The organism is Pseudomonas sp. Pseusp10, assembly GCF_059492225.1.
Window position 1 is genome coordinate 853,864 of the sequence record NZ_CP168528.1, and the last position, 18,255, is coordinate 872,118.

An 18,255-nucleotide genomic window follows, 5' to 3' on the forward strand; every position below is an offset into this window, starting at 1 on the left:
TCAGTTGGTGATGAACTTGGCGCTGACGTATGGCGCGTAGTCCGGCAGCACAGCCTCGACCTTGCCTTGTTCCTTGAGGAACGCCGCGGTGTCGGTGATGGCTTTGGTGGTCGGTGCGCCGAGAGTGATCACCTGGTCAGCCGCCAGCGGGTAGACGTTGCCTTGCAGCAGCAGTGGAATATCGCTGGCCTTGGCGCCGGACAGTTTTACAAGCTTGTCGACGTTGCCCTGATTGGCGAGCCAGGCTTGCGGGTCTTTGCGGTAATCGGCGTAGGCATCCAGAGTCACTTTGGCGAATGCGGTGACGATCTCCGGGTGCTTCTCGGCGAAATCCTTGCGCACGATCCAGGCATCGAACGTCGGTGCGCCGAACTTGGCCAGCTCGCCAGAGGTGATCAACACTTTGCCGTTTTCCTTGGCTACACCGAGGGCCGGGTCCCAGACGTAGGTGGCGTCGATGTCACCGCGTTTCCAGGCGGCAATGATCGCGGGTGGCGCCAGGTTGAGAACGGTGACTTTCGACGGATCGATGTTCCAGTGCTTCAGTGCGGCGAGCAGGCTGTAGTGGCCGGTGGATACAAACGGCACGGCGATTTTCTTGCCGACCAGGTCTTGCGGGGTCTTGATCCCGGAACCATCGCGGGCGACCAAGGCTTCAGCGGCGCCGATCTGGGTGGCGATAAGGAAAGTTTCTACCGGGACTTTGCGAGTGATTGCGGCGGTCAGGGGGCTGGAGCCGAGGTAGCCGATCTGCACGTCGCCGGAGGCAATGGCGGCGATGATATCGGCACCGTTGTCGAATTTGCGCCAGCTGATATCGGCCTTGGTGGCTTTTTCGTAGGCGCCGTCGGCCTGGGCGACTTTCGCCGGGTCAACGGTGGTCTGGTAGGCGACGGTGACACCGGCTGCCTGGGCAAAGAAACTTGCGGTAGCCAAGGAAGCGGCCGCCAGCAAGCGTAGAGGGAAAGTCAGTTTCATCAGAAAGCTCCTTGTCAGGCGACCGAGTGTCGGCATGAGAAAGAGACTAAATGATCTAAGAATTCGAAAATAAATAACTTTTTCGAATGAGCTTATGAGAGGAAAACTTGAGGAGCGACCGCTACGCGGTCATCGCGAGCAAGCTCGCTCCCACAGTGGATCTTCGGTGTGAGCACAATCGTGCAAACACCATTGAACCCTGTGGGAGCGAGCTTGCTCGCGATAAGGTCCGAAGGACCTTCAGTTGCTGATTGCCAGAATGCTCGCCTGGTACGCCCCGACAAACACATCGAAATCACCGACTTCGTTCTGTTCCAGCTCAACCTGCTGAGCCAGCGATGAACGCGCCAGTTCTTCAAACCTGCTTTGTTCTTCAGGCGCCAACGGCTCACTGCGGAAGAACTCGGCATGGGCCTGGCTCTGGCGCAGGGAGAACTGGGCAAAGCTCTCCTTGTGCTCGGCCATCGCCGCCAATACCTGGGCCGACGGCGTCAGGGACGGGTCCAGGACCTTGGCCATCTGGGCGTCCAGCGCCTTGCTGTGGGCATCGCCGCCATGGCTCTGGTCGAGCATCGCTGCCAGCGGAGCGATTTTTTCCAGCAGCTCGCCGGCCCACTCCTTAAGATCAACCGGCTGCCCGTCGCGTTGCAGTTGCAGGCCCGGACGACGACCTTCCTTGACCACGCTGAGGAAGTTCGAGGTCGCGTTGCCGCAACTGGTGTTGGTCAGCAGAGGGCTGTCATTGAGGGCGCAGTACAGCAGGAATGCATCGAGGAAACGCGCCTCGGTGAGGTCGATGCCCATCGGCAGGAACGGGTTGATGTCCAGGCAGCGTACTTCGACGTACTGGATGCCGCGGGCCATCAGCGCCTGGATCGGCCGCTCGCCGGTGTAGGTCACGCGTTTCGGGCGGATGTTGGAGTAGTACTCGTTTTCGATCTGCAGGATGTTGGTGTTGAGCTGCACCCACTCGCCATCCTGGTGGGTGCCGACTTCGACGTACGGCGCATACGGCGTGGCCACCGCTTTGCGCAGGCTGTCGGTGTAGCTGTTCAGATCGTTGTAGCACGGCGTCAGGCCGGCCTGGGCATTGCTCTGGTAACCCAGGTCGCTCATGCGCAGGCTGGTGGCGTACGGCAGGTACAAAGTCTGCGGGTCCAGTTGTTCCAACTGGTGCGGACGACCGCGCAGGAAGCCGGCGTCCAGTGCTGGTGAAGCACCGAACAGGTACATCAGCAGCCAGCTGTAGCGGCGGAAGTTGCGGATCAGCGCGATATAGGATGACGACTGAAAATCGCGGTCGGTGCCGACAAAACCTTCGGCCTGCCTGAGCAGCGGCCAGAGTTTTTCCGGCAGGGAAAAGTTGTAGTGGATGCCGGCAATGCATTGCATGGTCTTGCCGTAACGCAGGGCCAGGCCCTTGCGGTAGACGTACTTGAGCTGCCCGATATTGGACGTGCCGTAATAGGCGATCGGGATGTCTTCCTCGGCCGGCAACGGGCACGGCATCGATGGGCTCCACAGATACTCGTTGCCGAGCTTGCTGTAGGCAAAGCGGTGAATCCTGTCCAGGCTCGCCAACGTATCCGCCGGGTCAGGCAGGGCCGGAGTGATGAACTCCAGCAGCGACTCGGAGTAGTCGGTGGTGATCTGTTCGTTGGTCAGCGCGGAACCCAATTCTTCCGGGTGCGGCGTTTGCGCCAGGCGACCTTCGCCGGTCACGCGCAGGCATTCACGTTCGATGCCGTGAAGGCACTGTTCGAGCAGAGAGAGGTTAGCGCGCTCGCCGAGCAGGGCCAGGCGGCGGTTGAGAAGTTCGCTCAAGTTGGATTCCTTCACGCGTCAGTCGCCCCAATATGGGGGTGGGCAAGACGGTCTACAAGGGTGAAGTTAAAACTGGCGTTTTCGCCTGGTTTTTCGAGCCGCACAGGCCATGTGCCGGTCAGTCAGTAACTGCACAATCCCTGTGGGAGCGAGCTTGCTCGCGATGAGGGCGTATCAGTCAACATTAACGTCGTCTGACACACCGCCATCGCGAGCAAGCTCGCTCCCACAGGTTTCATTGCGTCGAAATTAACTCAAATCGATGACATCTAGCTACAGGACAGCGAACGTGCCTTGTGCTTTTGCGACCAGTTTGTCGCCCTGCATCACATCGGCCTCGACCACCAGTGTGCGGCGGCCCGGGTGGATCACCCGCGCCGTGCACATCACCTCGCCGCCAGAGACGGCGCGGATGTAATTGATCTTGCACTCGATGGTCGCGCTCTGCTGGTCAAAGCCATGGGTGCTGGAACAGGCCAGCCCCATGGCAATGTCCACCAGGCTGAACAAGGCCCCGCCGTGGAGCTTGCCACCGCGATTGCGCAGCTCGGGTTCAAGCGCCAGGGCGACTTGCGCCACCCCGGTTTCCAGGCTGTGCAAGCGGCAACCCAACAGCTTGAAAAACGCGCTTTCGGTCAGCCCGGCGGGAATGTCCATCAGCGTTTCTTCAACTGCTTGGCATTGGCGAACAGCGAAGCCATGGCATTGTTGCTCGGTGCTGCTGCCGTGGTTTCCTTGCGCGGTGCAGTGTTCTGGGATTGGCGTGGCGCTGATCCCGGACGCGCGCCGCGAGCGCCGTCGATTTTCTCGCCCGGGGTGTCGCTCATGCGCATCGACAGGCCCACGCGTTTACGCGGGATGTCGACTTCCATGACCTTCACTTTCACCACGTCACCGGCCTTCACCGCTTCCCGTGGATCCTTGATGAATTTCTCCGAAAGCGCGGAGATATGTACCAAACCGTCCTGATGCACGCCGATATCGACGAATGCACCGAAGTTGGTCACGTTGGTCACCACGCCTTCGAGGATCATGCCCAGCTGCAGGTCCTTGAGGTCTTCGACGCCTTCCTGGAACTCGGCCGTCTTGAATTCGGGACGCGGGTCGCGTCCTGGCTTGTCCAGCTCCTGGAGAATGTCGGTGACGGTCGGAAGACCGAAGGTTTCGTCGGTGAATTTCTTCGGATCGAGGCGCTTGAGGAAACCGCTGTCGCCGATCAGTGAGCGAATGTCGCGGTCGGTCTCGGCGGCGATACGCTGCACCAGTGGATAGGCTTCCGGGTGTACCGCGGAGGCGTCCAGCGGGTTGTCGCCGTTCATCACGCGCAGGAATCCGGCGGCCTGTTCGAAGGTTTTTTCGCCCAGGCGCGCGACTTTCTTCAACGCGGCGCGGGTCTTGAACGCGCCATGTTCGTCGCGGTGGCTGACGATGTTCTGCGCCAGGGTTGCGTTGAGGCCGGAAATCCGTGCCAGCAACGCCACGGAAGCGGTGTTCACGTCCACGCCGACGGCGTTCACGCAGTCCTCGACCACTGCATCCAGGCCACGGGCCAGTTTCAGCTGCGACACGTCGTGCTGGTACTGGCCAACGCCGATGGATTTCGGATCGATCTTCACCAGCTCAGCCAGCGGATCTTGCAGGCGACGGGCAATCGACACGGCGCCACGGATCGACACGTCGAGGTCCGGGAATTCCTTGGAGGCCAGTTCCGACGCCGAGTAAACCGATGCACCGGCCTCGGAAACCATGACCTTGGTCATCTTCATCGCTGGATATTTTTTGATCAGCTCGGCGGCCAGCTTATCGGTTTCACGGCTGGCGGTACCGTTGCCGATGGCGATCAGGTCCACCGAGTGCTTGGCGCACAGGGCGGCGAGTACCGCGATGGTCTGGTCCCACTTGTTGTGCGGCACGTGCGGGTAAACCGTGGCGTGATCCAGCAGCTTGCCGGTGGCATCAACCACGGCCACTTTGCACCCGGTACGCAGGCCAGGGTCGAGGCCCAAAGTGGCGCGCGGGCCGGCCGGGGCCGACAGCAGCAGGTCGTGCAGGTTGTGGGCGAATACATTGATCGCTTCGGTTTCCGCGCCATCGCGCAGTTCGCCCAGCAGGTCGGTTTCCAGATGGGTGTAGAGCTTGACCTTCCAGGTCCAGCGCACCACTTCGCCCAGCCATTTGTCGGCGGCGCGGTTCTGGTTCTGGATGCCGACATGCTGGCCGATCATGCCTTCGCACGGGTGCATGGTGCCCGGCAGTTCGTCGCCGACTTTCAGCGCGGAGCTGAGGATGCCTTCGTTACGGCCACGGAAAATCGCCAGTGCGCGGTGCGACGGCATGCTTTTCAGTGGTTCGTCGTGTTCGAAGTAGTCGCGGAACTTGGCGCCTTCCTCCTCCTTGCCGGCAATCACGCGGGCACTGAGGGTGGCCTCCTGCTTGAGGTAGTTGCGCAGCTTGTCCAGCAGGCCGGCGTCTTCGGCGAAGCGCTCCATGAGGATGTACTTGGCGCCTTCGAGAGCAGCCTTCACATCGGCCACGCCTTTTTCTGCGTCGATGAAACGTGCGGCTTCGGTTTCCGGGCTCAGGGACGGGTCGTTGAACAAGCCGTCGGCCAGTTCGCCGAGGCCGGCTTCCAGGGCGATCTGGCCCTTGGTGCGGCGCTTCTGCTTGTACGGCAGGTACAAGTCTTCGAGACGGGTCTTGGTGTCGGCGAGCTTGATGTCGCGTTCAAGTTGCGGCGTCAGCTTGCCTTGCTCTTCGATGCTGGCAAGGATGCTGATGCGCCGTTCGTCGAGTTCTCGCAGGTAGCGCAGGCGCTCTTCCAGATGACGCAATTGCGTATCGTCGAGGCTGCCGGTCACTTCTTTTCGGTAACGGGCGATGAAGGGAACGGTAGAGCCTTCATCGAGTAGCGCGACGGCCGCTTCGACCTGTTGTGGGCGTACACCGAGTTCCTCGGCGATGCGGCTGTTGATGCTGTCCATAAAACCACCTGACAAATTGTGAAAGCAGGCTCGCAGGCGCAAGGATAAGGGCTCGGCGAGTCTGGTTGAGCGGCCTGGCCTGCGCCGCTACCTGGATCAAAAGGTATCCCGTTGACCCGTGAAATCGAACAATTACTGCCGACGCCATGAAAATAAATGGCGTCTGTCTGTAGTACCTGTCTGATGTTGCCTGACACAAAAGGCCGCGCATTATAACCAGCGTTCTGTCGTTCGGGGGCATCGCAGGCAGCAGGCACAACGGCCGGTTTTCTGGCGCTAAAGGAAAAATCTGCTAACAATGCACACGGTGCGTATAACGGCAGCTACGCCATAATGCGCGCCGAGATCAAAGGAGCATCCAATGAGCAGCACTGCAAACATTGCTGAAGGCGAAAAAATTCTTATTGTTGACGACGATCCGGGCCTCAGCAGCCTGTTGGAACGTTTTTTCGTCAGCAAGGGCTATCGCGCCCGCGCCGTACCGAATACTGAGCAAATGGATCGCCTGCTGGCGCGCGAAGTGTTCAACCTGGTCGTCCTCGACCTGATGTTGCCCGGCGAAGACGGTCTGACCGCCTGCCGCCGTTTGCGCAACGCGAACAACCAGATTCCGATCATCATGCTCACCGCCAAGGGCGACGAGTTGAGCCGCATCAAGGGCCTGGAACTGGGCGCCGACGATTACCTGGCCAAGCCGTTCAACCCGGATGAGCTGATGGCCCGAGTCAAAGCGGTATTGCGTCGCCAGTCGGCTCCGGTGCCTGGCGCCCCGGGCAGCGAAGACGAAAGCGTGACCTTCGGTGACTACGAGTTGTCCCTGGCCACCCGCGAGCTCAAGCGTGGCGAAGAAGTGCACATGCTCACCACCGGTGAATTCGCTGTGCTCAAGGCCCTGGTGATGAACGCGCGTCAACCGCTGACCCGCGACAAATTGATGAACCTGGCCCGTGGCCGCGAGTGGGATGCCCTGGAGCGTTCCATCGATGTGCAGATTTCCCGTCTGCGCCGGATGATTGAACCCGACCCCTCCAAACCGCGTTACATCCAGACTGTCTGGGGCGTGGGTTACGTGTTTGTTCCGGATGGTACCGCCACCAAGTGATTGGCGATTTGTAGGAGCGGGTCATGCGGACACCGGATCAATCGATCCTGTCCGCAGACTCGCAAACCGCAATATGCGAGCATCGCTCTCTCCTGCAAGTGTTTAACGGTTATTCATGAAAACCCCCGTTTGGTTCCCCCAGAGCTTCTTCTCCCGCACCCTTTGGCTGGTGCTCATCGTCGTACTCTTCTCCAAGGCGCTGACCCTGGTTTATCTGCTGATGAACGAAGACGTGCTGGTGGACCGCCAGTACAGCCACGGTGTCGCCCTGACGCTGCGTGCCTATTGGGCCGCCGATGAAGAAAGCCGCGGCAAGATCGCCGAGGCCGCGACCTTGATCCGGGTGGTGGGTGCCGGCGTGCCGGAAGGCGAACAACACTGGCCTTACAGCGAGATCTACCAGCGGCAGATGCAGGCGGAGCTGGGTGCCGACACTGAAGTCCGGCTGCGCATGCATTCGCCACCGGCGCTGTGGGTTCGGGCACCAAGCCTGGGGGATGGCTGGCTGAAAGTACCCCTGTATCCCCATCCGTTGCGCGGCCAGAAAATCTGGAATGTACTGGGCTGGTTCCTCGCGATTGGTCTGCTTTCCACCGCTTCGGCCTGGATCTTCGTCAGCCAGCTCAATCAACCTTTGAAACGTCTGGTGTATGCCGCGCGGCAACTGGGCCAGGGGCGCAGCGTGCGCCTGCCGATCAGCGATACGCCGAGTGAGATGACCGAGGTTTACCGCGCTTTCAACCAGATGGCCGAAGACGTCGAGCAGGCCGGTCGCGAGCGTGAGCTGATGCTGGCCGGGGTTTCCCATGACTTGCGCACGCCGTTGACCCGCTTGCGTCTGTCCCTGGAATTGATGGGTGATCGTACCGATCTGACCGACGACATGGTGCGCGATATCGAAGACATGGACGCGATTCTCGATCAGTTCCTGGCGTTCATTCGGGACGGGCGCGACGAGTCGGTGGAAGAAGTTGACCTGAGCGACCTGGTCCGCGAAGTCGCTGCGCCCTACAACCAGAATGAAGAGAAAGTGCGGCTGCGCCTGGAGCCGATTCAGCCGTTTCCATTGCGTCGTGTGTCGATGAAGCGACTGCTGAACAACCTGATCGGCAATGCGCTGCATCATGCCGGCAGCGGTGTAGAGGTGGCGGCGTATGTGTCCGGGGACACCAGCGCGCCGTATGTGGTGCTGAGTGTTATGGACCGTGGTGCCGGTATTGATCCGTCGGAACTGGAAGCGATATTCAACCCGTTCACCCGCGGTGATCGTGCCCGGGGCGGGAAGGGCACCGGTTTAGGGTTGGCGATCGTGAAGCGGATTGCTTCGATGCATGGCGGCAACGTTGAGTTGCGTAACCGCTCGGGTGGTGGGCTGGAAGCGCGGGTGCGCTTGCCGTTGGGGTTGATGTTGCCGCGGGATGCTGTTTAAAAACAGGATTTTGCAGAGGGGCTGAAGGCCCCTTCGCGGGCAAGCCCGCTCCCACAGTGATCGTGTTGAACACAAATTGTATGTTCACTGAAGATCACTGTGGGAGCGAGCTTGCTCGCGATGGCGGCATCCCTGCCGCCACAAAATTCAGAATCAACCCTTGCCCTTGGTCCGCGTCATATTCGGCCCGCCATTTTTCTCCAGATGCTCGATGATGATCCCCGCGACATTCTTGCCAGTGGTGGTCTCGATCCCTTCCAGCCCCGGCGACGAGTTCACTTCCATCACCAGCGGCCCGTGATTGGAGCGCAGGATGTCCACCCCCGCTACCGCCAGCCCCATGACCTTGGCTGCGCGCAACGCCGTCATGCGCTCTTCCGGCGTGATCTTGATCAGGCTCGCGCTGCCACCGCGATGCAGGTTGGAGCGAAACTCGCCGGGTTTGGCCTGGCGCTTCATCGCCGCAATCACCTTGTCGCCGACGACGAAGCAACGAATGTCCGCGCCACCGGCCTCCTTGATGTACTCCTGAACCATGATGTTCTGCTTGAGGCCCATGAACGCCTCGATCACCGATTCTGCGGCTGTAGCGGTTTCGCACAGCACCACGCCGATGCCTTGGGTGCCCTCCAGCACCTTGATCACCAGCGGCGCGCCGTTGACCATTTCGATCAGGTCGGGAATGTCATCGGGGGAGTGGGCAAACCCGGTCACCGGCAAGCCGATCCCGCGACGGGACAGCAATTGCAGCGAACGCAGTTTGTCCCGTGAACGGGCAATGGCCACCGATTCGTTGAGCGGAAATACCCCCATCATTTCGAACTGGCGCAGCACTGCGCAGCCATAAAAGGTCACGGACGCACCGATCCTTGGAATCACCGCATCGAAACCTTCCAGCGGTTTGCCGCGGTAGTGGATCTGCGGCTTGTGGCTGGCGATGTTCATGTAGGCGCGCAGGGTATCGACCACCACCATTTCATGGCCGCGTTCAATACCGGCTTCAACCAGGCGGCGGGTGGAATACAGACGCGGGTTCCGCGACAGCACAGCGATCTTCATGCAACACCTGTGGAGGAGGTAGATACCGGGAACACCGGCTTGTCTTGTACATACTTGATGCCCGGATTGACCACCAACTGGCCGTGGATCAGGGCTTTGGAGCCGAGCAGCAGGCGATAACGCATGGACTTGCGGCAGGCGAGCGTGAACTCGACCCGCCAGACCCGATCACCAAGGGCCAGGGTGGTGCTGATCACGTATCGCACCTGCGCGTGACCGTTTGAGCTTTTAATGGTTTTCATCGTCACCAACGGTGCTTCGCAGCGCCGGTGGCGCAGTTGTACGACGGAACCCAGGTGGGCGGTAAAACGCACCCACTGCTCACCATCGCGCTCGAACAGCTCGATTTCGGTGGCGTGGAGGCTTGAGGTGCTGGCACCGGTGTCGATTTTTGCCCGAAGGCCCGCGACTCCCAAATCCGGGAGCGCCACCCACTCGCGCAGACCGACAACGGTCAAATGGTCAAATGTCTTCAAAAGTGCTCAACCGGTAGAAACCGCTCGGGCCGCATGCGGCCGAATTCGCGGTATTCACGCAGAATAATGGTTAAAAGGCGACAGATATCTACGGCCCGGATTTCCAGCCTCGCAAGGAGGTTATGGAATGTCAGCATTGTAATCCGAGCCGGTGAAATTCTTGGTACGTCAGAAACGGTAGTACAGTTCACCAATATTTCAGAATGAGGAAATTCCATGGCACAAAAAAATGAAGAGGACGACAAAGTCCGCCTCGATAAATGGTTGTGGGCTGCACGATTTTACAAAACCCGTGCCCTGGCCAAGGCGGCGATTGAAAGCGGCAAGGTGCATTGCCGGGGCGAACGCTGCAAGCCGGGTAAAGAGCCACGGGTCGGTGACGAGTTTGTGATTCGCACCGGTTTCGATGAGCGCACGGTAGTGGTCCAGGCGTTGTCGATCGTTCGCCGTGGCGCACCGGAGGCGCAGATGCTGTACGCCGAAACTGAAGCCAGCATCGCCAAGCGCGAAAACGCCGCCGCCGAGCGCAAAGCAGGCGCTCTGGGCGTGAGCACCGATGGCAAACCGAGCAAGAAACAGCGGCGGGACCTGTTCAAGTTTCGTGGTAGCAGCAACGAATGATTGACCGGGGCCGTCGATCACTCAAACAGGTAAAGACTTGTAATTGTGCTTGCGCGTAGCCATATGGGGTAATTCGCCTACCCTTTATGAGCCATTGGCAGTGCCATTCGTCGTAAAGCGCACACAGTCGCTGGCCTGTAAGCCATAACCAGACAGCAAGACGCTATGGCCAAGGCGCGACCTCGAATTATGTAATCACTTTTGTCACCACTTCAGATACCCAGACTTATGACTGACCTACCGGATAACGACTTCACCCAACGCTTCATCTTCGATGACAGCGACACCCGTGGCGAGCTGGTCTCGTTGGAGCTCAGCTACGCCGAAGTCCTGGCCAAACACGCCTACCCGCAGCCGGTCGCGCAACTGCTCGGCGAGCTGATGGCGGCCGCATCGTTGCTGGTTGGCACGCTGAAGTTCGATGGCTTGCTGATATTGCAGGCCCGCTCCGAAGGCCCGATCCCACTGTTGATGATCGAGTGCTCCAGCGAGCGCGATATCCGGGGCCTGGCCCGTTACGAGGCCGACCGGATTGCCCCCGACGCAACCCTGGCTGACTTGATGCCGGATGGCTCGCTGACATTGACCGTCGACCCGAAACAGGGCCGGCGCTATCAGGGCGTCGTCGATCTGGATGGCGAAACGTTGTCCGACTGCTTCACCAACTACTTCGTCATGTCCCAGCAGATTGGCACTCGTATCAAGCTCTGCGCCGATGGTCGTCGCGCCCGTGGCCTGTTGTTGCAGCAATTGCCTGCCGACCGCTTGAAAGACGAGGAGGAGCGCGCCGCCAGTTGGCAGCACCTTACCGCGCTGGCCACCACTCTGACGGCCGATGAGCTGTTGGGCCTGAACAACGAAACCGTGCTGCATCGTCTCTACCACGAAGAGCAGGTGCGTATGTTCGATGTGCAGAAGTTGCGCTTCCGTTGCAGCTGCTCGCGCGAACGTTCGGCCAATGCGCTGGTCAGTCTGGGGATGGAGGACGCGCAGCAATTGGTGGTCGAACACGGTGGCAATATCGAGATCGATTGCCAGTTCTGCAATCAGCGCTACCTGTTCGACGCGGCCGATGTCACTCAATTGTTCGCCGGTGCGGGTATCGATACGCCGTCAGATACTCGTCACTAAAACGGTTCAGCGCAGGTAAATTCACTGGCTACCGCCGGATTAATGCCGTTACGACAGGAGGGGCCTACTTTTTTTGGGCTTTTCTGGCATAATCCGGCCCACTTTTTTCGCGGTAGTAGTGCACGACTTTCTACTACAAAAACGTTTGGAGCACTCGGCCACTGGCCGACGGGGAACCTCATGACGCAAGCCAATAATGCCGTGTACACCGATCTGAGTGTTGATGATCTGGTTAAAGAAGCCCTCAACCGCGGTGAAGGCGAGCTTGCCGATACCGGCGCACTGGTTGTTCGTACCGGTCACCGTACCGGCCGTTCGCCAGTCGACCGTTTCATCGTTGAAGAGCCAAGCACCCAGGCCGCCATCGCCTGGGGCCCGATCAACCGCAAGTTCCCGGCCGACAAGTTCGACGCCCTGTGGGCTCGCGTTGAGGCATTCAACAACGCGCAAGAGCATTTCGTTTCCCACGTGCATGTAGGTGCGGCTTCCGAGCACTACCTGGCCGTGAAGATGACCACCCAGACCGCTTGGCAGAACCTGTTCGGCCGTTGCCTGTTCATCAACCCGGCCCAGTACAACCCGGCTGGTCGTGAAGAGTGGCAGGTCCTCAACGTTGCCAACTTCGAATGCGTGCCAGAGCGTGACGGCACCAACTCCGACGGCTGCGTGATCATCAACTTCGCACAGAAGAAAGTGCTGATCGCCGGCATGCGTTACGCCGGTGAAATGAAGAAAGCCATGTTTTCGGTGCAGAACTTCCTGCTGCCGGCCGCTGACGTGCTGCCAATGCACTGCGCCGCCAACATCGGCGAAGAGGGCGACGTGACCCTGTTCTTCGGTCTGTCCGGCACTGGTAAAACCACCCTTTCCGCTGACGAAAGCCGTTACCTGATCGGTGACGACGAGCACGGCTGGGGCGAAGGCGTTGTGTTCAACATCGAAGGCGGTTGCTATGCCAAGTGCATCGACCTGTCCGAGAAGAACGAGCCGGTTATCTGGAAAGCCATCAAGCACGGCGCGGTATTGGAAAACGTCGTTATCGACGATGCCAAGCACGCCGACTACGCCGATGTCAGCCTGACCCAGAACAGCCGCGCCGCCTACCCGCTGGAGCACGTTGCCAAGCGCTCCGAGAAGAACCTCGGTGGCGAGCCGAACGCTGTGATCTTCCTGACCTGCGACCTGACCGGCGTACTGCCGCCAGTGTCGATCCTCAACGAAGAACAAGCGGCCTACCACTTCCTGTCCGGCTACACCGCACTGGTCGGTTCGACCGAAATGGGGTCGGGCAGCGGCATCAAGTCGACCTTCTCCACCTGCTTCGGCGCACCGTTCTTCCCGCGTCCGGCCGGCGAGTACGCTGAGCTGCTGATCAAGCGCATCCGCGGTTTCGGCTCCAAGGTCTACCTGGTCAACACCGGCTGGACTGGCGGTGGCTACGGCGTCGGCAAGCGCTTCAACATCCCGACCACCCGTGCGGTGATCGCAGCGATCCAGAGTGGCGCGCTGATCGGTACCGAGACCGAGCACCTGGACACCATCAACCTCGACGTGCCACTGGCCGTACCGGGCGTTGAGACTGGCCTGCTGAACCCACGCAACACCTGGGCCGACAAAGCCGCCTACGACGAAGCCGCCAAAGCACTGGCCGGCCTGTTCATCGAGAACTTCAAGAAGTTCGAAGTGAGCGACGCGATCAAGGCTGCGGGCCCAAAGTTGTAAGTGTTGGATTGAGCTAACGAAAAAGCCGCCCCTCGGGGCGGCTTTTTTGTGCGCAAAATTCAGTTTTCCGCGGGCAAGTCAGAATGCGCCGGGCCGTTACAGGCCTTCGAGCTCATCCGTGTCCCAGCGCTGGGCCTTGATGGCCCGGTAGAGCATGCCGATGGTCAATGGCACCTTATTGCCGCGCCCCTTGGCTTTTCGCTTTAGATTCACGTCAAAGCCGTCGGGCTGGAAATAGCGATAACTGTCGAAATCCACGAAATCGATGGCGAAGTGGTCTTCCAGGGTTTCGATCAGGTGTTGAGCATCGGAACCGTTGCAGCCCAGGTCGAAGTTGATTGAGGTGGTAAGGCTTATGGTTTTGCGTTCGGGCAGGCCGAGCTCTTCGTGCAGCAGTTGTAAGAGCTGGTGCAGGGAGGGGTCGTCAGGGAGGCTGGAAGAGAGGTTCAATGGAGGATATTCCGATAGGCTGGAACGAGAATCAGGTTCAACTGTTTTGCTCTCTCGGTATTTTTCAAGTGCCTGTTCTCGCGAGATAAGCGGCTTGTTGAGATCTGTCGGAGAAGTATCGAATCCGGCGAGGCGCAAGCTAGCCAAGTAATTTGAACGGCGGACCTTTTCGTAATGAGCTTGTTTTTCTTTGAAGGTCAATTTGCTCATGGGAAGTGCCAATGAATGTCAGGGCCATCTTTGTCTGGCATGAATCACCCTTACCATTTCAACTGCCTTTTCTGTGATCAGATAGATCATGACGTAGTTGGCGGTCGCAACAATCTCCCGCGTTCCCGGGACTTTGCCTTTTCTGTAAAGAGTCGGACGCTGACGAGCGTTCTCAGCTTTCAACTCGAAAATTTCGTCGAGGGCAATCGCCGCTTCAGGGTTGTCCAGAGTGATGTGATCCATGATTTTGCTTCGGTCATCAAGCGCCGTCTGACGCCAGATTACCTTCATCAACGCGCCCGCTGACGTATGGCATCACGTTTGGCGGCGAATATTCGGCGGGCCTCCTCGTCGCTCACCGTCGGTCTTGAATCATCAAGCCCAATTTGGACCTGCTCCTTGAACCACTCCTCGTATGCGGCGGCATCGTGTGCCTGTTTCATCGCCTCGGAACGATCGGGACGCGTGTAGGTTTTGATTTGGAGTGGATCATAGTTCGATGCGTCCACATCGAAGGTGGTGATGCCTACGTCTTGCAGATAAGTCACCAACGTTTCAAGTCGTTTGAACAGTCGTACCTGTCGACTACGTTGCGCTGTCAGGGAGCATTGTTTGTTCCCGTACGGAATTTGAATCGACCACCCTCCCGGATTCGCGACGATATGCGCGCTGTTTACCGAGCCTTTCTCAACCAATCGTGTGAGGGTGCTGTGATCGATAGTTTCGGCTGTCATGAGAGTGAGTCCATGGGTGAACAATGGCTCACATGCTACGCAATCAATAATAGTTTGCAATATTCGGCTCCTATGTGGACGGCAGGAAAACATCATTGATCAGGCAGGCCCGTCCTACTTGGGAGCGGAACCTGCCTGAACGAGCGCGTTAAGCGGGGGCTTTCCAGTTGAGCATGCGTTGCTGGGCAACCTTGAGCAGGTCGCAGCCGTCCTGGGTTAGCAGGTAGAGGGCGTGGGTGATGTGCGGGATGTCTTCGACATCGCCGTCCTTGAAGCTTTGGCAGTGCAGGGTTTGCAGCAGCTCGCTGGAGGCCCGGATGCGCTGGAGGGCGGCTTCGAGGATGTCTTGGGGGTTGGCCTCTGTGTCGATGATCAGGGCCGAGGTGTCGGTGAGGTTGGTGTGGAGTGGGAGATAACGTTCGTTGGTGAACGGATTCCATTTGTTCATTTTATGTATTCTCAAATGCTTTGGATGAAACCACCGCCATCGTGACCAAGCGATGGGAGGCGGACTGTGTTCGGGTTGGTCAACCGGGAGAACACACAAAACCGGCACGCTCGAAGGCGTCCCAAACACAGCCACCATAAAGCGTGCAGACACTTGAGTGCCGGCAGCATACAACGGACGCGTTTATGTGTTCCATTCGGGTGACCAAGCCCGAGTCGCTGATTTGGCAGCGACAGCCCGGACTATAGGATTGAGTGACTGGTCATCGATAGCCGACAAGGTGTCTTGTTTTGTAGGACCTTGCCGAAGCTTTCATAGGTCGTTGCTGACGGCGTTATCCACAGTGGACCGCGTTATCGTTTTTCGCGAGCAAGCCCGCTCCCACAGGGAGTTGTGGTGGGGCAAGCAACGTGTTTCGGCAAGCGTTGCCGGGCGATGTCGAGCAGGTCGTTGCCGTCCTGGGTCAGCAGGTACAGGGCGCTGACGATCTTGGGGATGTCGCTCGCTTCGGCCTGTTTGAAACAGGTGCAATAAAGGGTTTCGAGCAGGTCGCTGGCGGCGCGGATGCGTTGTCGGGCGGCGTCGAGGATCTCGAAGGGGTCGGCCTCGGTATCGATGACCAGCACCGGGGTTTCGCTGTAGCGGGTCTTGAGCGGTTGGTAGCGGGCTGTCAGTGAGTCGGGGTTTTTCATTAAGTGGGTCCTGTGCGAAATCGGCAAGTGTTCCCGGCAGGCCGAGACACTGTTTTCAGCCGCGCAGGAAACTATAGGAGGGTATGGCGTTGGGGGACAAGACGGCCGAGATCGACAGGCTTTGTAAGGGTTTTGTCATATTTGGAGGAAGGGGACTACAGGTTGGTGGTGGGTTTTCAACGCGAAATGGCGAGAGGTAAAAATGCTTACAGCGTTTTCAGTCGCTTCGCGGTAAATCTCGGTAGAGGGTGCCTCGGACGATGTCGGGTGTTTCGAGTTTTGCGGTGGGTGTGTTGGCCTCTTCGCGATCTGTCCGTTACCCGATTCCTCAAGCCCTTGCAGCCATCCGCTGTATCATCCCCTATCGTTTTCGCCCCCGACCTTTTCTTGACTCGCTGCAATCGCCGGCCAGGCTTTTGACTCCCCAGCGGTCAATGGAGTGACAGCTTATGCACAACACCCTGGAACAGGTTTTCGGTTATCCACAGTTTCGACCCGGTCAGGAGACGGCCGTCAGTGCTGTGTTGGCCGGGCGTTCGGCGGCGGCAATTTTCCCCACCGGTTCGGGCAAATCCCTTTGCTACCAATTGCCGGCGCTGTTGCTGCCGCACCTGACGCTGGTGGTCTCACCCTTGCTGGCGTTGATGCAGGATCAGCTGTCGTTCCTGCAGCGCCACGGCATCTCGGCGGGCAGTATCGATTCGGCCCAGAGCCGCGATGACGCCAGTGACGTCATGGCCCGGGCCAAGTCCGGCGAATTGAAGATTTTGATGATCTCGGTGGAACGCTTGAAGAACGAGCGTTTTCGCCATTTCCTGCAGCAAGTACCGATCTCGCTGCTGGTGGTGGACGAGGCGCACTGCATCTCCGAATGGGGGCATAATTTTCGCCCGGACTACCTCAAGCTTCCCGACTATCAACGCCAGTTCAATATTCCTCAGGTTCTGCTGCTTACTGCAACGGCAACGCCGAAGGTCATCGCCGACATGCAGGCGAAATTCGCCATCGCCACCGAGGATGTAGTGACCACCGGTTTCTATCGCCCGAACCTGAGTTTGCTGGTGGAGCCGGTTCGCGGAGCGGACAAACGCAGACGCCTCGTCGAGTGGATGAGCCAGCGTCCGGAGCAGCCGAGCATCGTCTACGTCACCCTGCAGAAAACGGCGGAGCACATCGCCGAACACCTGAACCGCAACGGCATTCGGGCCGAGGCCTATCACGCCGGGTTGCCCCATGAGCAACGGGAGGCGATCCAGCGTCGCTTCATGGGCGGGCAGTCCAATTGCATCGTCGCCACCATCGCCTTTGGCATGGGTATCGACAAGAGCGACATCCGCAACGTGGTGCACTTCGACCTGCCCAAATCCATCGAAAACTACAGTCAGGAAATCGGCCGTGCCGGGCGTGACGGGCAACCGTCGGACTGCCTGGTGTTGGCCAACCGCGACAGCCTCAACGTGCTGGAGAACTTCGTCTACGGCGATACGCCCGAGCTGGATGGCATCCGTTGCGTGCTGGACGAGATGCTTGCCGCAGCACCCGAAGGGCAGTGGGAGTTTCTGCTGGGGCCGTTGGCCGATCAAAGCAACATTCGTCAGTTACCGCTCAAGACCTTGCTGGTGCAACTCGAATTGCGCGGGTTGATCGCCCCGCGCTACGCCTACTACGCCGAGTATCGTTTCAAGTATGTGCAGGAGCCCGAGGCGCTATTGGCGCGTTTCGAAGGCGAGCGCAGGGATTTTGTCGCTGCGATCATCCAGACCTCCAGCCGCGCCCGGACCTGGGCCACGGTGAATTTCGAGGCGTTGTACGAGCAGCACCGGGCCGAGCGCAGTCGGGTGGTCAAGGCGCTGGATTACTTCCAGGAGAAGGGCTGGGTGGAGCTGGAAAGCAAGCAGATGACCGAGGTCTACAGCGTGCTGCAAAGCGGGTTCGACAGCGCCGCATTGAGCGAGGAACTGCACGGCTATTTCACTCGGCATGAGCGCACCGAGGTCGCGCGGATTCACGCGATGCTGGATCTGTTCGCCACCGACCGTTGCCTGGGTTACCGCCTGGCTGAGTACTTCGGCGACCACAATGCCCCGCAGCAATGTGGCCATTGTTCGGTGTGTCACGGGCAAGTGGCGCGATTGCCCGCACCACCGGAGTTGCCGGCGCTTGTGGATAAAAATTTCGAGGCGCTGTGTGGCGACTTTATCCACAGGCACGAGCAGCACACGGGCAACGTGCCCTCGGCTGAACGCGTGACACGGTTTCTGTGCGGAATCGGCGTGCCGCTGTTCACCAAACTCAAGGCGCGGTCGATTCCCGGTTTTGCGGCGCTGGAAGATTATCCGTATGCCGGGGTGCGCAGTTGGGCCGAGCGGCATCTGGCAGGCTGAACCACAACCCTTGT

General features: G+C 59.3%; 17 protein-coding genes and 1 pseudogene. 6 read left to right on the plus strand and 12 right to left on the minus strand.

The window, feature by feature from the left end; translation table 11 throughout:
- The 4 genes from tauA to ACEN8Z_RS03835 all read right to left on the minus strand — a co-directional run bounded on the left by tauA (window position 1) and on the right by ACEN8Z_RS03835 (window position 5,783).
- Window positions 1–978, minus strand: coding sequence for a taurine ABC transporter substrate-binding protein (gene tauA, locus ACEN8Z_RS03820; protein WP_495596825.1), 978 nt, complete (start codon window positions 976–978; stop codon window positions 1–3).
- Window positions 979–1,218: 240 nt separating this feature from the next.
- Window positions 1,219–2,802, minus strand: a complete 1,584-nt coding sequence (gene gshA / locus ACEN8Z_RS03825) for a glutamate--cysteine ligase (protein WP_495596826.1) — start codon at window positions 2,800–2,802, stop codon at window positions 1,219–1,221.
- A 273-nt stretch (window positions 2,803–3,075) separates the two neighbouring features.
- On the minus strand, window positions 3,076–3,459 hold the full coding sequence (locus ACEN8Z_RS03830) for a PaaI family thioesterase (protein WP_495596827.1): 384 nt from the start codon (window positions 3,457–3,459) through the stop codon (window positions 3,076–3,078).
- Window positions 3,459–5,783: a Tex family protein gene (locus tag ACEN8Z_RS03835; RefSeq protein WP_007983156.1), complete on the minus strand. Its 2,325-nt coding sequence runs from the start codon at window positions 5,781–5,783 to the stop codon at window positions 3,459–3,461. The genes ACEN8Z_RS03830 and ACEN8Z_RS03835 overlap by 1 nt, the downstream gene beginning before the upstream one ends.
- A gap of 361 nt (window positions 5,784–6,144) precedes the next feature.
- On the opposite strand from ACEN8Z_RS03835, the gene ompR reads away from it, so the two are divergent.
- Window positions 6,145–6,885, plus strand: a complete 741-nt coding sequence (ompR, locus tag ACEN8Z_RS03840; protein ID WP_008003231.1) for an osmolarity response regulator transcription factor OmpR — start codon at window positions 6,145–6,147, stop codon at window positions 6,883–6,885.
- Between the two features lie 115 nt (window positions 6,886–7,000).
- On the plus strand, window positions 7,001–8,314 hold the full coding sequence (locus ACEN8Z_RS03845; RefSeq protein ID WP_008003227.1) for an ATP-binding protein: 1,314 nt from the start codon (window positions 7,001–7,003) through the stop codon (window positions 8,312–8,314).
- A 153-nt stretch (window positions 8,315–8,467) separates the two neighbouring features.
- Here ACEN8Z_RS03845 and rimK read toward each other — a convergent pair whose 3' ends face one another.
- Together rimK and rimB are read right to left on the minus strand one after the other, a co-directional pair.
- Window positions 8,468–9,373, minus strand: coding sequence for a 30S ribosomal protein S6--L-glutamate ligase (gene rimK / locus ACEN8Z_RS03850; RefSeq protein WP_433738155.1), 906 nt, complete (start codon window positions 9,371–9,373; stop codon window positions 8,468–8,470).
- A complete protein-coding gene (rimB, locus tag ACEN8Z_RS03855; protein ID WP_008003225.1) occupies window positions 9,370–9,849 on the minus strand; it encodes a retropepsin-like aspartic endopeptidase RimB in 480 nt (159 codons plus the stop codon). Before rimB ends, rimK begins: the two co-directional genes overlap by 4 nt.
- 216 nt (window positions 9,850–10,065) lie before the next feature.
- Here rimB and ACEN8Z_RS03860 point away from each other — a divergent pair, with 216 nt between their 5' ends.
- The 3 genes from ACEN8Z_RS03860 (at window position 10,066) to ACEN8Z_RS03870 (ending at window position 13,323) form a co-directional block, all read left to right on the plus strand.
- Window positions 10,066–10,470, plus strand: coding sequence for a S4 domain-containing protein (locus tag ACEN8Z_RS03860; protein WP_108231466.1), 405 nt, complete (start codon window positions 10,066–10,068; stop codon window positions 10,468–10,470).
- A gap of 228 nt (window positions 10,471–10,698) precedes the next feature.
- On the plus strand, window positions 10,699–11,601 hold the full coding sequence (gene hslO, locus ACEN8Z_RS03865) for an Hsp33 family molecular chaperone HslO (protein WP_495596828.1): 903 nt from the start codon (window positions 10,699–10,701) through the stop codon (window positions 11,599–11,601).
- A gap of 180 nt (window positions 11,602–11,781) precedes the next feature.
- Entirely contained in the window at window positions 11,782–13,323 is a 1,542-nt protein-coding gene (locus ACEN8Z_RS03870) for a phosphoenolpyruvate carboxykinase (RefSeq protein ID WP_495596829.1), read from the plus strand.
- Between the two features lie 96 nt (window positions 13,324–13,419).
- Here ACEN8Z_RS03870 and ACEN8Z_RS03875 read toward each other — a convergent pair whose 3' ends face one another.
- The 6 genes and pseudogenes from ACEN8Z_RS03875 to ACEN8Z_RS03900 form a co-directional block, all read right to left on the minus strand.
- Window positions 13,420–13,773 (minus strand): DUF1493 family protein, encoded by a 354-nt coding sequence (locus ACEN8Z_RS03875; protein WP_495598079.1) that lies wholly within the window; start codon window positions 13,771–13,773, stop codon window positions 13,420–13,422.
- Between the two features lie 66 nt (window positions 13,774–13,839).
- Window positions 13,840–13,983: pseudogene (locus ACEN8Z_RS03880) on the minus strand (YhfG family protein); the annotation flags it as partial.
- A gap of 18 nt (window positions 13,984–14,001) precedes the next feature.
- Complete coding sequence (locus ACEN8Z_RS03885; protein ID WP_495596830.1) at window positions 14,002–14,274, minus strand: type II toxin-antitoxin system RelE/ParE family toxin; 273 nt, start codon at window positions 14,272–14,274, stop codon at window positions 14,002–14,004.
- Window positions 14,274–14,717, minus strand: coding sequence for a hypothetical protein (locus ACEN8Z_RS03890; RefSeq protein ID WP_495596831.1), 444 nt, complete (start codon window positions 14,715–14,717; stop codon window positions 14,274–14,276). The genes ACEN8Z_RS03885 and ACEN8Z_RS03890 overlap by 1 nt, the downstream gene beginning before the upstream one ends.
- Window positions 14,718–14,865: 148 nt before the next feature.
- On the minus strand, window positions 14,866–15,165 hold the full coding sequence (locus tag ACEN8Z_RS03895; RefSeq protein ID WP_495596832.1) for a hypothetical protein: 300 nt from the start codon (window positions 15,163–15,165) through the stop codon (window positions 14,866–14,868).
- 353 nt (window positions 15,166–15,518) lie between these two features.
- Window positions 15,519–15,857 (minus strand): hypothetical protein, encoded by a 339-nt coding sequence (locus ACEN8Z_RS03900; RefSeq protein ID WP_495596833.1) that lies wholly within the window; start codon window positions 15,855–15,857, stop codon window positions 15,519–15,521.
- Window positions 15,858–16,306: 449 nt separating this feature from the next.
- Here ACEN8Z_RS03900 and ACEN8Z_RS03905 point away from each other — a divergent pair, with 449 nt between their 5' ends.
- A complete protein-coding gene (locus ACEN8Z_RS03905) occupies window positions 16,307–18,241 on the plus strand; it encodes a RecQ family ATP-dependent DNA helicase (protein WP_495596834.1) in 1,935 nt (644 codons plus the stop codon).
- Window positions 18,242–18,255: the final 14 nt, after the last annotated feature.

Coding starts and splice junctions, on each gene's coding strand:
- tauA (WP_495596825.1), bottom strand. CDS start 978: ATGAAACTGACTTTCCCTCTACGCTTGCTGGCGGCCGCTTCCTTGGCT.
- ACEN8Z_RS03835 (WP_007983156.1), bottom strand. CDS start 5,783: ATGGACAGCATCAACAGCCGCATCGCCGAGGAACTCGGTGTACGCCCA.
- hslO (WP_495596828.1), top strand. CDS start 10,699: ATGACTGACCTACCGGATAACGACTTCACCCAACGCTTCATCTTCGAT.
- rimK (WP_433738155.1), bottom strand. CDS start 9,373: ATGAAGATCGCTGTGCTGTCGCGGAACCCGCGTCTGTATTCCACCCGC.
- ACEN8Z_RS03905 (WP_495596834.1), top strand. CDS start 16,307: ATGCACAACACCCTGGAACAGGTTTTCGGTTATCCACAGTTTCGACCC.
- ompR (WP_008003231.1), top strand. CDS start 6,145: ATGAGCAGCACTGCAAACATTGCTGAAGGCGAAAAAATTCTTATTGTT.
- ACEN8Z_RS03870 (WP_495596829.1), top strand. CDS start 11,782: ATGACGCAAGCCAATAATGCCGTGTACACCGATCTGAGTGTTGATGAT.
- ACEN8Z_RS03885 (WP_495596830.1), bottom strand. CDS start 14,274: ATGAAGGTAATCTGGCGTCAGACGGCGCTTGATGACCGAAGCAAAATC.
- ACEN8Z_RS03895 (WP_495596832.1), bottom strand. CDS start 15,165: ATGAACAAATGGAATCCGTTCACCAACGAACGTTATCTCCCACTCCAC.
- ACEN8Z_RS03860 (WP_108231466.1), top strand. CDS start 10,066: ATGGCACAAAAAAATGAAGAGGACGACAAAGTCCGCCTCGATAAATGG.
- ACEN8Z_RS03900 (WP_495596833.1), bottom strand. CDS start 15,857: ATGAAAAACCCCGACTCACTGACAGCCCGCTACCAACCGCTCAAGACC.
- ACEN8Z_RS03830 (WP_495596827.1), bottom strand. CDS start 3,459: ATGGACATTCCCGCCGGGCTGACCGAAAGCGCGTTTTTCAAGCTGTTG.
- ACEN8Z_RS03890 (WP_495596831.1), bottom strand. CDS start 14,717: ATGACAGCCGAAACTATCGATCACAGCACCCTCACACGATTGGTTGAG.
- ACEN8Z_RS03845 (WP_008003227.1), top strand. CDS start 7,001: ATGAAAACCCCCGTTTGGTTCCCCCAGAGCTTCTTCTCCCGCACCCTT.